This window comes from Micropruina glycogenica (assembly GCF_900289045.1).
GTDB lineage: Bacteria > Actinomycetota > Actinomycetes > Propionibacteriales > Propionibacteriaceae > Micropruina > Micropruina glycogenica.
On record NZ_LT985188.1, the window covers coordinates 1,060,705 to 1,074,345 of the forward strand.

Annotated in this window: 16 protein-coding genes; 8 read left to right on the plus strand and 8 right to left on the minus strand. The window is 68.2% G+C overall.

From position 1 onward, the window contains the following. The 4 genes from MPLG2_RS04965 to hisI are packed head-to-tail and all read right to left on the minus strand — an operon-like array spanning position 1 to position 2,620. Positions 1–207 (minus strand): HGxxPAAW family protein, encoded by a 207-nt coding sequence (locus MPLG2_RS04965; protein WP_105185189.1) that lies wholly within the window; start codon positions 205–207, stop codon positions 1–3. 28 nt (positions 208–235) lie between these two features. Next, entirely contained in the window at positions 236–754 is a 519-nt protein-coding gene (locus MPLG2_RS04970) for a Trp biosynthesis-associated membrane protein (RefSeq protein WP_105185190.1), read from the minus strand. A gap of 2 nt (positions 755–756) precedes the next feature. Beyond that, positions 757–2,268 (minus strand): anthranilate synthase component I, encoded by a 1,512-nt coding sequence (locus tag MPLG2_RS04975; RefSeq protein ID WP_105185191.1) that lies wholly within the window; start codon positions 2,266–2,268, stop codon positions 757–759. Next, on the minus strand, positions 2,261–2,620 hold the full coding sequence (gene hisI / locus MPLG2_RS04980; RefSeq protein ID WP_105185192.1) for a phosphoribosyl-AMP cyclohydrolase: 360 nt from the start codon (positions 2,618–2,620) through the stop codon (positions 2,261–2,263). Before hisI ends, MPLG2_RS04975 begins: the two co-directional genes overlap by 8 nt. Positions 2,621–2,651: 31 nt before the next feature. On the opposite strand from hisI, the gene MPLG2_RS04985 reads away from it, so the two are divergent. After that, positions 2,652–3,272: a TIGR03085 family metal-binding protein gene (locus MPLG2_RS04985; RefSeq protein ID WP_105185193.1), complete on the plus strand. Its 621-nt coding sequence runs from the start codon at positions 2,652–2,654 to the stop codon at positions 3,270–3,272. Here the strand turns inward: MPLG2_RS04985 and MPLG2_RS04990 are convergent. Beyond that, positions 3,194–3,625 carry a VanZ family protein gene (locus tag MPLG2_RS04990; RefSeq protein ID WP_105185194.1) on the minus strand — a complete coding sequence of 144 codons (432 nt, stop codon included), beginning with the start codon at positions 3,623–3,625 and terminating at the stop codon, positions 3,194–3,196. The two genes, MPLG2_RS04985 and MPLG2_RS04990, sit on opposite strands and share 79 nt — an antisense overlap. Before the next feature lie 267 nt (positions 3,626–3,892). On the opposite strand from MPLG2_RS04990, the gene serC reads away from it, so the two are divergent. From serC to MPLG2_RS05020, 7 genes are all read left to right on the plus strand, one after another. Next, a complete protein-coding gene (gene serC, locus MPLG2_RS04995) occupies positions 3,893–4,972 on the plus strand; it encodes a 3-phosphoserine/phosphohydroxythreonine transaminase (protein ID WP_105185195.1) in 1,080 nt (359 codons plus the stop codon). A 14-nt stretch (positions 4,973–4,986) separates the two neighbouring features. Further along, positions 4,987–6,156, plus strand: coding sequence for a phosphoglycerate dehydrogenase (locus tag MPLG2_RS05000; protein ID WP_105185196.1), 1,170 nt, complete (start codon positions 4,987–4,989; stop codon positions 6,154–6,156). 223 nt (positions 6,157–6,379) lie between these two features. Continuing rightward, complete coding sequence (locus tag MPLG2_RS05005; RefSeq protein ID WP_105185197.1) at positions 6,380–6,709, plus strand: PadR family transcriptional regulator; 330 nt, start codon at positions 6,380–6,382, stop codon at positions 6,707–6,709. 2 nt (positions 6,710–6,711) lie between these two features. Then, positions 6,712–7,140 (plus strand): ATP-binding cassette domain-containing protein, encoded by a 429-nt coding sequence (locus tag MPLG2_RS05010; protein ID WP_331826937.1) that lies wholly within the window; start codon positions 6,712–6,714, stop codon positions 7,138–7,140. A gap of 21 nt (positions 7,141–7,161) precedes the next feature. Next, entirely contained in the window at positions 7,162–7,347 is a 186-nt protein-coding gene (locus MPLG2_RS19745) for a hypothetical protein (RefSeq protein ID WP_331826938.1), read from the plus strand. Between the two features lie 246 nt (positions 7,348–7,593). Next, positions 7,594–8,208 (plus strand): hypothetical protein, encoded by a 615-nt coding sequence (locus MPLG2_RS05015; RefSeq protein WP_158680887.1) that lies wholly within the window; start codon positions 7,594–7,596, stop codon positions 8,206–8,208. Between the two features lie 198 nt (positions 8,209–8,406). Further along, positions 8,407–10,077 (plus strand): long-chain-fatty-acid--CoA ligase, encoded by a 1,671-nt coding sequence (locus MPLG2_RS05020; protein ID WP_105185199.1) that lies wholly within the window; start codon positions 8,407–8,409, stop codon positions 10,075–10,077. 219 nt (positions 10,078–10,296) lie between these two features. On the opposite strand, the gene gatB is transcribed toward MPLG2_RS05020, so the two are convergent. From gatB to gatC, 3 genes are read right to left on the minus strand one after another with little or no spacing between them, the layout of a single operon-like run. After that, on the minus strand, positions 10,297–11,784 hold the full coding sequence (gatB, locus tag MPLG2_RS05025; protein WP_105185200.1) for an Asp-tRNA(Asn)/Glu-tRNA(Gln) amidotransferase subunit GatB: 1,488 nt from the start codon (positions 11,782–11,784) through the stop codon (positions 10,297–10,299). Further along, entirely contained in the window at positions 11,781–13,301 is a 1,521-nt protein-coding gene (gene gatA / locus MPLG2_RS05030; protein ID WP_105185201.1) for an Asp-tRNA(Asn)/Glu-tRNA(Gln) amidotransferase subunit GatA, read from the minus strand. Before gatA ends, gatB begins: the two co-directional genes overlap by 4 nt. Then, on the minus strand, positions 13,298–13,594 hold the full coding sequence (gatC, locus tag MPLG2_RS19315) for an Asp-tRNA(Asn)/Glu-tRNA(Gln) amidotransferase subunit GatC (RefSeq protein ID WP_231935819.1): 297 nt from the start codon (positions 13,592–13,594) through the stop codon (positions 13,298–13,300). Before gatC ends, gatA begins: the two co-directional genes overlap by 4 nt. Positions 13,595–13,641 lie beyond the last annotated feature (47 nt).

Here is a 13,641-nt window from a genome sequence, read left to right on the forward strand (position 1 = left end):
TCAGGCCGCGCCCATGCCCATCTTGCTCATCACGCCGCCGATGATCGCACCGGCCAGCACGATGGCCATCGACACCCAGAACAGCAGCCAGTTGGGGCCCATCACGAAGGCGATCGCGCCCAGCAGAAACCCGACCGTGGCGATGATGCTGCCGGTCCACGCGGCCGGGGTCTTGCCGTGGTGGTAGTGCTTGCCGGCCTGGCTCATGGGTGCGCTCCTGTCGGTTGTCGTGCGCCTATTGTTGCTGGTCGCGCGGCCCTTCGCCACCCGTGACGCGCTCGTCGGCCGCGGTCGGGTCGGCACCGGCGTCCAGGGACTTCCAGGCGTCCAGGGCCGGGTCGGGCGTTGCCGAGGGCCTGGCCGCACCCGGTCGGGCGAACAGAGCCAACACGGCACCGGCCAGGGCGAGCACGACCCCGACGACATACACCCATCGCCAGGCGGTCGGCGTGACCGCGGCGTCGGTCAGCGTGCTGCTGCTCAACGTCGTGGGCGCTGACGCGTTGAGGGCGACGACTGCCGCCCCCGCCAGCAGCAGCGCCACCAGCCCGCCGACGATGCGCCGGGCCGTCGCCCGCAGCAGGGTGTTCAGAAACGCTCCGGCCAGCGCCGCCAACACCAGCACCAAGGCCGCCCCCGACGTCGCAGCCGAGCCGGTCGCGGTGCTGGTGCCCGCCGCGTACCACGACTGCCCGGACGCCACGAGCGCCACGAAGGCTCCGCCCCACAGCAGGCCCAGGGCCGCTGCCCGCACGCTCAGGCCTCGCTGACCCGGCGGAGCCGGTGCGCGCCCTGAATGGCACGGATCACCGCCGCGGCCTTGTTCTGCGTCTCGAGCTCTTCGTTGGCCGGCACCGAATCGGCCACGATGCCGGCACCAGCCTGCACGTGGGCCACGCCGTCGGCGATCACTGCGGTGCGAATCGCGATCGCCACGTCTGAGTTGCCGGCGAAGTCGAAGTAGCCGACCCCGCCGCCGTACAGGCCGCGGCGGGTGGTTTCGAGGCCGTCGATGATCTGCATGGCGCGCACCTTGGGCGCTCCCGACAGGGTGCCGGCCGGAAAGCACGACAGCGTGACGTCGAGCGCGTTGCGCCCGGGAGCGAGTTCACCGATCACAGCCGCCTCGAGATGCATGATGTGGCTGTAGCGGCGCACCTTCATGAACTCGACCACCTCGACCGTGCCGGGCGCGCACACCCGGCCCAGATCGTTGCGGCCCAAGTCGACCAGCATCAGGTGCTCGGCCCGCTCCTTGGGGTCGGCCAGCAGTTCGGCTTCGAGCGCCACGTCGTCGGCGGCGGTTTGCCCGCGTGGACGTGACCCGGCGATCGGGTGTGTTTCGGCCCGTCCGTTCTGCACGGTGACCAGCGCCTCGGGGCTTGAGCCGACCACCGCCAGCCCCGGCGCCCGCAGCAGGTAGAGGTACGGGCTGGGGTTGGTGCGGCGCAGAATGCGGTAGATGTCGAGCGGGTCGGCGTCGGTGGACACGTCGAACCGCTGGCTCGGCACGATCTGAAACGCCTCGCCCGCCTTGATCTCTTCGACGGCTGACTCGACGGCGGCCATGTACTGCTCGGGCGTACTCCGGCGCTGCACGACGGGAGCCTCGGCCCCTTCGTCGAGCACCGCGAGCAGCGGTACCGCCGGCCTGCTCAGCGTCTCGGCCATGGCGTGCACGCGGTCGCGGGCATCGCTCCAGGCCTGCTCGGCCCGCTCGGGCGCGTCGTCGAAGTTGATCGCGTTGGCGACCAGCCACACCTCGCCGGTGTGGTGGTCGATGATCGCCATGTCGCTGACCAGCATCATCACCAGCTCGGGCAGGCCCAGGTCGTCGACGTTGTCGTCGGGCAGCACCTCGAGCCGGCGCACGACGTCGTAGGCCAGGTAGCCGACCATGCCCGAGGTGAGCGGCGGCAGCGCCTCGTCGGCGGGCGTGTGCAGAATCTGCAGCGTCTGCGCCAGCACCTGCAGGGGGTCGCCGCCGGTGGGCAGGCCGGCGATGGGGCGTCCGCTCCAGACCGCCTCGCCGCCGTGCTCGCTCAGGGTGGCGACCGCATTGACGCCGACGAACGACCAGCGCGACCACATGCCGTTGTCGGCCGACTCGAGCAGAAAGGTGTTGTCGCGCGTGCCGCACAGCCGGTGGTAGAGCCCCACCGCGGTCAGGTCGTCGGCCTGCAGTCGTGCGTGCACGCTGACCACGCGGCGTTGTGCCGCCTGCTGCAGAAAGGCGGGCAGGTCGGGCGAGATGGAGATCTCAGGCATCGGCGGCCTCCGCGTCGGCGAGCAGGGTGCGGTCGGTGAAGCAGGTGGTGGCCCCGGTGTGGCAGGCGGGCCCGGTCTGGTCGACCAGCACCAGCAGGGTGTCGCCGTCGCAGTCGATCCTCACCTCGCGAACGTGCTGGGTGTTACCCGAGGTTTCACCTTTCACCCAGTACTGCTGCCGGCTGCGCGACCAGTAAGTGCCACGCCGCGTGGTCAGCGTGCGCGACAGGGCCTCGTCGTTCATCCAAGCCAGCATCAGCACCTCGCGCGAGGTGGCGTCCTGCACGACGGCCGGCACCAGGCCGTCGGCGTTGCGCTTGAGCAGGGTGGCGATGCCGGGGTCGAGACTCACCGGGCCATTGTGTCAGGGCTATCGTGGCGGCATGTCTTACGCCCAGACCGAACGTGCCTTGCTCTGTGATGCGTTGCTCGCCGTCGGGCCCAGCGCCCCCACCCTGTGCGAGGGCTGGACGGCGCACGACCTGGCCGCCCACGTGTGGTTGCGCGAGAACGAGTTCATCAACTCCCTGGGCTTCTTCGCGCCCAAGTTCGAGGCGCGCACCGAGGCCCGCGTGGCCGAACTCGAAGAGCAGTTGCAGTACGGCGAGCTGGTCGACCTGGTGCGTCACGGGCCCCCCAGGTTCTCGCTGTTCGCCCTGCCCGGTGCCGATGAGGCCGCCAACGGGGTCGAACTGCTGATTCACGGCATGGACGTCCGCCGCCCCAACGGCATCGCCGAGCCCGACCGAGGGCCGGACTTCGACGCCTGGGTGTGGAAGCGGTTGAACGGAATCGCGTCCATGATGCTGCGCAAGCCGCCGGTGGCGGTCGTGCTGCAGTGGGCAGGGCACCCCGACAAGACCGTGCGAGTGGGCCAGGGCGACCGCATCGTCACGGTGGTCGGCGCCCCGATCGAGCTGCTGCTCTACGCCTCCGGACGGCGCGAGGCGGCCGACGTGGAGTTGATCGGGCTCGAGTCGGCGCTGGCCGAACTGGCCGCCTGAAGCCATCGCCTCCGCAGCCACCAGTACAACGCGAGGGCCGGCAGCAGACCGGCCAGGTCGGTCAGGGCGTCGCCCACGTCGCCGTCGCGATACGGCAACCAGAGGTGCTGCACCACCTCGCTGATCACCGCGTTGGCCGCGAAAACCGCGATCGGCCACCAGCGCCGGGTCAGCAGCACCGCGAGGGTCGACGGAATGGCGAACCCCAGAAAGTGGAGCACCTTGTCGGCGTGCGGAAACCACTCGACAGCCTGCGGCTCCCCCGGGGTGTAGAGGCCGTACAGGTGGGCTGCCACGCTCGCCACGAAGGCGACCCAGAGCCACTTTCGTAGCTGGGTGGGGATCGGCGGCATGCGTTCAGTCTGCCAAGGTTCTGAAATCCACAGGCGACCGGCCGCGACACGCCGATGGGGGTGCAGGTGCGACGCGGTCACCAGGACAAAGTCAGAATGCGGCCGACCCATGGTGATCGCTGCGAGGGCTTCCCCCGGTTTTCTGACATCGTCCTGGTGACCGCGACCGCGTGGGCACCCTGTCGGCGTGTCGCGCTCGGTCGCCTGCCGATATCAGAAGACCGACGCTGGCAGCACGCACTCGTGATCACTGGAAGAATCAACCCCATGCGCGTCTATAACTTCTCCGCCGGCCCCGCCATGCTTCCCGAGCCCGTTCTGGCGCAGGCCCAGGCCGAACTGCTCGACTGGAACGGCTCTGGCATGTCGGTGATGGAGGTGTCGCACCGCAGCAAAGAGTTCGTCGCCTGCGCGGCAGAGGCCGAGGCGACTCTGCGCGAGGTCATGGAGATTCCCGACAACTACAAGGTGCTGTTCCTGCAGGGCGGTGCCTTCGGTCAGTTCGCCGGGGTGCCGATGAACCTGTCTGCCGAAGGTGATGAAGTCGACTTCCTGCTCACCGGAGACTGGTCGGCCAAGGGCATCAAGGAGGCGGCCAAGTACGTCACCACCAACGCGTTGGTCGACGAGAAGCCCGGCAACTACACCAAGGTTCCACCCGCCGGCAGCTACCAGGTCAACCCGAACGCCGCGTACCTGCACTACACCCCCAACGAGACCATCCGTGGGGTCGAGTTCGGCTACGTGCCCGACACCGGTGACGTGCCACTGGTGGCCGACTTGAGCTCGACGATCCTGTCCCGACCGATGGACGTGTCCAAGTTCGGGGTGATCTTCGCCGGCGCGCAGAAGAACATGGGTCCGTCCGGCATGTGCGTGGTGATCGTGCGCGACGACCTGATCGGTCGGGCTCGCACCATCACACCGTCCCCGTGGGACTACGCCCAGATGGCCGCCGCCGACTCGATGCTGAACACCCCGCCGACGTTCGGCTGGTACCTGCTGGGTCTGGTCTACAAGTGGGTGCAGGCCCAGGGCGGGTTGACCGCCATGGGCGAGCGCAACAAGGCCAAGGCCGACGCACTGTACGGCTTCATCGACGGCTCCGACTTCTACAGCAACCCGGTGCAGCCCGACAGCCGGTCGTGGATGAACGTGCCGTTCCTGATCGCCAAGCCCGAACTCGACAAGACGTTCGTGGCGCAGGCGGCGGACGCCGGTCTCACGAACCTGGCCGGTCACCGAAGTGTGGGTGGCATGCGGGCTAGCATCTACAACGCCATGCCGCTCGAGGGCGTGCAGGCACTCATCGACTTCATGAAGGAGTTCGAGCGCACCAACGGCTGACGCTCATCACAACCATGCCTTTTCGCATTCGCACCCTGAACGCCATCAGTCAGGTCGGCCTCTCGCGGCTGCCCGGCGACAAGTACACGGTCGGCCACGACGTCACCAGCCCGGACGCACTGTTGGTGCGGTCGGCCAGCCTGCACAATCAGCCGATCGAGCCGTCCGTGCTCGCCGTGGCTCGTGCCGGGGCCGGCACCAACAACATTCCGATCGCCGAGTTCAGCAAGCTGGGCGTGCCGGTGTTCAACACCCCCGGCGCCAACGCCAACGCGGTGAAAGAGCTTGTCGTGGCCGGGTTGTTTCTGGCCGCGCGCAACATCGTGGACGCGGCTGCCTTCGCGCACCGGCTCGAGGGCGACCACGCCACCATGGACAAACTGGTCGAGGCCGGCAAGAAGAACTACGTCGGCTTCGAACTGCCCGGCCGCACCCTCGGCGTGATCGGCCTCGGTGCGATCGGTGTCGAGGTGGCCAACGTGGCGCTGTCGCTGGGCATGAACGTGCTCGGCTACGACCCGGGCATCACCGTGCAGCACGCGTGGGCGCTGTCGTCGCAGGTCGAGCACGTCACCGATCTCGACGAGCTGCTGAAGCGCTCTGACATCGTCACCCTGCACGTGCCGCTGGTGGCCGGCACCAAGGGCCTGATCGGCGCCTCGCAGTTTCAGGCAATGAAGAGTTCCGCGGTGCTGCTCAACTTCGCCCGCGGGCCGATCGTCGACGAACCGGCGCTCATCGAAGCGCTGGAGGCCGGTCAGCTCCGCGGGTACGTGTGCGACTTCCCGACCCCCACGCTCAACAAGCGGCCGCGGGTGGTCACGCTGCCGCACCTGGGGGCGTCCACCAACGAGGCCGAAGAGAACTGCGCCCGCATGGCTGCCGACGAGCTGCGCTGGTACCTCGAAGAGGGCACCATTCAGAACTCGGTGAACTTTCCCGACGCCCGGCTGTCGCGCGCCGAGGGCACCAGTCGGCTGTCGATCAGCAACAGCAACGTGCCGAACATGGTGGGCCAGATCTCGACCATGCTGGCCGAGGCGCGGCTCAACATCGCCGACCTGCTCAACAAGTCGCGCGGCGACCTGGCCTACACGCTGGTGGACGTCGAGGGCGAGGTTCCCGACGACCTACTGGCCAAGATCAAAGGCATCGAGGGCGTCTTGAGCGCCCGGCTGATCTGAGGCTGTTACACACTGATCGCGCTTGCCCGGCGCGAAGAGTGGTAGTTGTCGGCTCGACGTTCTGCATCGTCAAGGACGGTGTTGATCTGACCCCCGTCTGAGGTGGTCTGATCAACACCGTCTTTGCATGTGCTCTGCACGACCGGGACAGACCACGTGAAACCCCGGTACTCAGTGTTACTATCTACTGGTAGTCAGCGTTACTGAGTAGTAAGGAGCTTCGGTGGGTAAGCAGATGACCGAGATGCTGAAGGGCGTTCTTGAGGGCATCGTGCTGGCTCTGCTGGCCACCCGCCCCGCCTACGGCTACGAGATCACCGCGTGGCTGCGCGACCAGGGCTTCGCAGACATCGCCGAGGGCACGGTTTACGCCGTGCTGGTGCGGATCGAGCGGCGCGGGCTGGTCGACGTCGAGAAGGCGCCGTCCGAAAGAGGGCCGCTGCGCAAGGTGTATTCGCTCAACGATCGGGGTCGCAGCGACCTCGACGAGTTCTGGAGGACCTGGGGCTTCCTCACCGAACGTCTTCAACAGCTCCGGCAGGAAGGCAGATAGTGATGACAGCACGGTGGATCGGTAAGACCACGGTGATCAGAATCCTCGCCACCCTGCTCGGCGCGGACGCAGGCGAAGCGCTGGTGAACGGGTACGACGTGAGCACCGGAGCCGCAGACGTCCGGCGCTCGATCAGCCTGACCGGCCAGTTCGCGGCCGTGTACGAGATCGTGACCGGACGGGAGAACCTGATGCTGACCGCCAGGTTGCGCCACCAGGGTCACCCCGCGAAGCTCGCGGACGACCTGTTGGCCCGCTTCGATCTGACCGAGGCGGCACAGCGAGAGGTGGCCACCAACTCCGGTGGCATGCGGCGGCGGCTCGACATCGCGTTGAGCCTGATCGGAGAGCCGTCCGTGATCTTTCTGGACGAGCCGACCACCGGCCTCGACCCAGAGGCTCGCAACGAGGTGTGGCACGCCGTGCGGTAACTGGCGGCTGGGGGCACCACCGTGCTGCTCACCACCCAGTACCTCGACGAAGCCGAACAACTCCCCGACCGGGTGTCGGCGAAGAAATGCCGGCTCATCGCTCGTCCCTTGTACCCGCTGATCTTTCTGCCCTTCATCAGCTCGGCGTTCGTGCCGACCGCCAGCATGCCGGCCCCGTCCGCGCCTTCGCAGAGAACCAGCCTGTGACGGCCATCGTCGACACGTTGCGCAGGCTGTTCGGCCAGCAACCGGTCGGGCGGGTGGATCGCCGTGGCGTGGTGCCTGGTCATTCTGGTGGTCGCGTACGCCGCCGCGATGTGGGTGTATCGGCGCCGGGTGGCATAGCACTGGCTGTCATGAGAGCCGCAACTGCCAACACCGATGGAGCTTCGGTACACACCACTGGCAACACCCCGTGACGAGAATCGCCGGATCGAGCGAAAGGCGATCACGGTGGAAGCAGTCACGACCCTGTTCAGTCAGGCACCCGTGCCCCCGCAGGGCGGTAGGCACGGCAAGGCGTGGGAGCCCTCCGACTATGAGCTGCTGGTGCAGGGTGTGCGCGAAGGCTTGGACGAGGCGGCGCTCGCCGAGCACATCGGTCGAGCCCAGAGCGTGCTGCCCCAGAGACTGCGCCGCATGCTGCCGGTGACTCAACGCGACTGTTACCCCGAGCTGGTGCTGCCGGCCCTGCGCGAGGCGCTCAGCGACCCCGAGTACGACTGGCAAGCCGAAATGCTGCTCTCTCCCCCGCCCGCACCGATCATTCGCAACGAGATCATCCGGTCGGGTTTGGACGGCTTGACCGACGCCGACCTGGTGATCGTCGCGCACGCGCTGATGGCCGCCGGTGGGCGACGAGAGGAGGAACTGCTCGATCAGGTCACCGAGCGGCTCAACGGTGACGGTCTCATGGAGGCGGTGATCGAACTGCGTGCCCAGCGAGCGGTGCGCGCGTCACCGTATTCGATCGACGAGGACGCGGCGCGGGCGCACGCGAGCTACTGGGTGCGGGGGCGCAGCTACCGACCCTGGCGTCACGCGGTGCCGATGAACGATCGGTGGTAGAAGCTGGATCGCCGGAGGTAGAGGTATACCTCGGAGGCGGCGTACTGGGCATCGATCTCGAACCGATCACGGTCGAGTTGGCCGAGTTGGGCGGCGAGGCCCATCGACGGTTCGCGCGGGGATCGGGCGGCCGCGGCGCGTTCGTCCGGCCACAGTCCCCTCTCGAATCGCGGCTGAAACCGACGCTACGCTCCACAGATGGACGCGCCATGGGTCAAGCACTACCAGCCGGGGGTTCCGGCGCAGATCGAACTGCCGACCGAGTCGTTGGTGGCGCTGTACGAACGGTCGGTCGCCGAGGCCGGTGACAGTGTGGCCACCGAGTTCTTCGGTCGCACCACCACCTACGCCGAGTTGGGTGACCAGATCGAACGTGCCGCCGAGGCGTTGCGTCGACTGGGTGTGGGGGCCGGTGATCGGGTGGCGCTGGTGCTGCCCAACTGCCCCCAGGGTGTGGTCGCCTTCTACGCCGTGCTGCGGTTGGGCGCGGTGGTGGTGCAGCACAACCCGCTGTACACCGATCGTGAACTTGCGCACATCTTCACCGACCACGGCGCACGGGTGGCGATCTGCTGGGACGTGGCGGTGCCCAAGCTGCAGCAGATGCCCGCCACGGCACCCCTGCGCACGATCGTCTCGGTGAACCTGCTGAACGCGTTTCCCCTGGTCAAACGGCTCGCCCTGGCCCTGCCGCTGCCCCAACTGCGCGCCACGCGCGCCAAGCTGACCGCGCCGGTGTCGGGCACGATTGCGTGGGAGACGTTGCTGCAGGCACCGCCCATCGCGAGCGATCATCCGCGTCCAGACGTGCACGACCTGGCCGCGATCCAGTACACCTCGGGCACCACCGGGCTGCCCAAGGGTGCGATGCTGAGCCACTTCAACCTGTTCGCCAACGCCCGGCAGGGCGAGGCGTGGATGTACGGGGCCGAGTACCGCAAAGAGAACTTCTACGCGATCCTGCCGTTCTTTCACGCCTTCGGTATGACGCTGTTCCTCACCTACGGCATTCTCAAACAGGGCAGGTTGGTGATCTTTCCGTCGTTCGACGTCGACCTGGTGCTGGACGCGGCGAAGAAGTCGCCGCCCACCGTCTACTGTGCGGTGCCGCCGATCTATCAACGCACCGCCGAGCGAGCTGAGCAGCGTGGCATCAGCCTGCGCTCCGCACGGTTCTGCATCTCCGGCGCGATGACGCTGCCGGCCGACGTGGTGAAACTGTGGGAAGGCGTGTCGGGCGGACTGCTGGTCGAGGGCTACGGCATGACCGAAGCGTCCCCGGTGTGCCTGGGCAACCCGTTCGCACCGAGCCGGCGCAACGGCACCATAGGTATTCCCTTCCCGAGCACCGACATGAAGGTGGTCTCGGTGGACGACCCGGCCGTCGAAGTGGCCCCGGGCGAACGCGGCGAGCTGCTGATCGCCGGACCGCAGGTGTTCAGCGGCTACTGGAACAACCCGGACGAAACGGCCAAGACCCTGCTACCCGGCGGCTGGTTGCGCACCGGCGATGTTGTGACGGTGGACGCCGACGGCTTCACCACCATCGTCGACCGGCTCAAAGAACTGATCATCACGGGAGGCTTCAACGTGGCGCCGTCCGAGGTGGAGGAAGAGCTCCGCCAGCACCCCGACATCGTCGAGGTGTGCGTCGTCGGCATTCCGGCAGGCAGCACCGGCGAGACCGTCGCGGCAGCCGTGGTGCTGCGCCCGGGTGCTCAACTGGACGAGCGCGCACTCCGGTCGTGGGGCAAGGAGCGGTTGGCCGCGTACAAGGTGCCGCACCGGTTCGTCAGCGTTGACGAGTTGCCGAAGTCGATGCTGGGCAAAGTGATCCGCAAAGACGTCGCCAAGCTGTTCGAGGGCTGACCAATCAGCGTGTCACGGGACCCCGGTGGCTCGAGCTTGTCGAGACCCCTGAGCGCACCGTGCGTCTGAGATCCCGGGGCCAGCCCGGGATGACGGGTACGGCCTGATCTCGACCGGCGGATTCTGCCCGCTGAGGGGCCTCGACAAGCTCGACCAGCGATACCCCCGTCCTCCGCGGCACTGGACGCAACATCAAGCCTGAGATCCGACGACCCAGCGTCAGGTCAGGCGTTCAAGGATCAGCTCACGCACGCGCGCCGCGTCCGCCTGGCCCTTCATCGCCTTCATCACCTGGCCGATGAGTGCACCTGCGGCCTGCACCTTGCCGTCCCTGATTCTGTCGGCCACGTCAGGGTTGGCCGCGATCGCGGCGTCCACGGCCTCGGCCAGCGCGCCGTCGTCCGACACCACGGCCAGCCCGCGGGCCTCGACCACTGCTGCCGGCGAACCCTCGCCCGCCAACACGCCGTCGATGACCTGACGGGCCAGCTTGTCGTTGATCGTGCCGGCGTCGATGAGCCCTTGCAGTTCGACCACCTGGCCAGGGGTGATGCCCACATCGTCGAGTTCGACGCCGGCGGCGTTGGCGCGTCTGGCCAACTCACCCGACCACCACTTGCGCGCCGCGGCGGGGGCAGCGCCCGCAGCAACCGTCTCGGCGATCAGGTCGAGTGACCCGGTGCCCAGCACGTCACGCAACTCCAGTTCGGTGAAACCCCACTCCGTCACCAGGCGACGACGGCGCTGCTCGGGCGGCTCGGGCAGGGTCGCCCGCAGCTCTTCCACCCATTCGCGCGACGGCGCGATCGGCACCAGGTCGGGCTCGGGAAAGTACCGGTAGTCCTCGGCCTGTTCCTTCGAGCGGCCGGGCGAGGTGGTGCCGGCGTCCTCGTGCCAGTGCCGAGTCTCTTGCAGCACCCGGTCGCCCGAGGCGAGAACCGCCCCCTGCCGCTGCATCTCGTAGGTCAAGGCACGCTCGACCGAGCGCAACGAGTTCACGTTCTTGGTTTCGGTGCGGGTGCCCAGCACGTCCGAGCCGCGCGGTGCCAGCGACACGTTCGCGTCACAGCGCAGCGAGCCCTGTTCCATGCGTACGTCCGACACGCCGAGCGCCCGCAGCAGTTCGCGCAACTGCGTCATGTAAGCGCGGGCCACCCTCGGCGCCGCCGCACCCGTGCCCAGCACCGGCTTGGTGACGATCTCCATCAGCGGCACGCCGGCCCGGTTGTAGTCGAGCAGCGAGTAGTCGGCGCCCTGAATGCGTCCGGTGGCGCCGCCCACGTGGGTGAGCTTGCCGGCGTCCTCTTCCATGTGGACGCGCTCGATGTCGACCCGGTAGGTCACGCCGTCCACCTCGACGTCGAGAAAGCCGTCGAAGCAGATCGGCTCGTCGTACTGCGAGGTCTGAAAGTTCTTGGGCATGTCGGGGTAGAAGTAGTTCTTGCGGGCGAACCGGCACCATTTCGCGATCGAGCAGTTGAGCGCCAGCCCGATGCGAATCACCGATTCGACCGCCTTGCCGTTGAGCACCGGCAGTGAGCCGGGCAGGCCGAGGCACACCGGGCAGGTGTGCGTGTTCGGCTCAGCGCCGAACTCGGTCGAGCAGCCGCAGAACATCTTCGAGGCGGTGTTCAGCTCGACGTGCACCTCGAGGCCGAGGGCGGGTTCGTAGGCGTCGAGCACCTCGTCGTAGGGCATCAGGCTCATCGCGCTCCCCCAACGGCCGCAGCCTCACGGGCCCACAGTCGATCGGTGAGCAGCCCGCCCCAGCGGTCGGCCAGCGCGCGTTCGAGCGCCGCGCCCACCCGGTAGACGCGGTCGTCGGCAAGCACCGGGGCCATCACCTGAAAGCCCACCGGCAGATCGTCCTCGGGGGCCAGCCCGCACGGAAAGGAACCGGCCGCGTTGCCCGCCATGTTCGATGGAATCGTGCACAGGTCGGCGGCGTACATGGCGAGCGGGTCGTCGGCGCGCTCGCCGATGCGAAACGCCGTGGTGGGTGTGGACGGCGACACCAGCACGTCCACGTTCTCGAACGCGTTCTCGAAGTCGCGGGCGATCAGCGTGCGCGCCTTCTGCGCCGAGCCGTAGTAGGCGTCGTAGTAGCCCGAACTGAGCGCGTAGGTGCCGATGATGATGCGCCTCTTCACCTCGGCGCCGAAGCCGGCGTCGCGGGTGAGCGCCATCACCTCTTCGGCGCTGTGCGCGCCGTCGTCGCCGACCCGCAGCCCGTAGCGCATGGCGTCGAAGCGGGCCAGGTTCGAACTCACCTCACTGGGCATGATCAGGTAGTAGGCCCCCAGCGCGTAGCGAAAGTTGGGGCAGCTCACCTCGACGATCTCGGCGCCCTGGTCGGCCAGCGCGTCCAGGGCCTCGCGGAACCGCTGTTCGACGCCGGGCGCGTAGCCCTCGCCCGAGAGTTCCTTGACCACGCCCAGGCGCAGGCCGCGGACGTCGGCCACCCGCGCGGCGCCGACCACGTCGGGCACCGGCGCGTCGACCGAGGTGGAATCCATCGGGTCCCAGCCGGCGATCACCTGGTGCAGCAGCGCCGTATCGAGCACGGTGCGTCCACACGGGCCGGGCTGGTCGAGGCTGGAGGCCATCGCGATCACGCCGTAGCGGGACGTGCAGCCGTACGTGGGTTTCACCCCGACGGTTCCGGTGACCGACGCGGGCTGGCGGATCGAGCCGCCGGTGTCGGTGCCGAGTGCGAGCGGTGCCTCGAACGCGGCCAGCGCCGCGGCAGACCCGCCGCCCGACCCGCCCGGGATGCGGTCGAGGTTCCACGGATTGTGCGTGGTGAAGTAGCCCGAGTTCTCCGTCGACGACCCCATGGCGAACTCGTCGAGGTTGGTCTTGCCGAGCACCACCAGATCGGCGTCGAGCACCCGCTGGGTGACGGTCGCGTTGTAGGGCGGATGCCACCCTTCGAGAATGCGTGACCCGGCCGTGGTGGGTGCCCCGGTCAGGCAGAAGATGTCTTTGATCGCCAGCGGCACACCGGCCAGTGGGCCCAGCGGCTCACCGGCCGCCCGCTTGGCGTCCACGGCGTCGGCCGCGGCCAGCGCACGCTCGCCGTCCACGTGCAGAAAGGCGCGCACCGAGCGGTCCACGGCGTCGATGCGGTCGAGGTGGGCCTGGGTGACCTCGCGCGAGCTCGCCAGCCCCGACGCGATGAGCCCAGCCAGGTCGGCGGCGGTGGAATGCAGCAACTCGGTCACTGCTCCTCCCCCAGAATGCGGGGCACCCGAAACCGGTCGTCCTCGACCGCGGGCGCAGCCGCCAGCACAGCCTCGGCCGGCAGCGACGGCCGAACCTCGTCGGCCCGGAACACGTTGGTCAATGGCAGCGCGTGCGACATGGGCGGCACGTCGTCGCCGGCCACCTCGGTCACCTGGGCGACCGCGTCGAGAATCACGTCGAGCTGGGGAGCCAGCTTCGCCGCCTCGTCGGGCGACAATGCGATTCGCGCCAACGCCGCCAGGCGTGCCACGTCGGTCGTGGTCAGAGCCACAGGTGTACCTCGCTCTCGTTCGACCGCCCATCCTAAGGCGTAGCCGA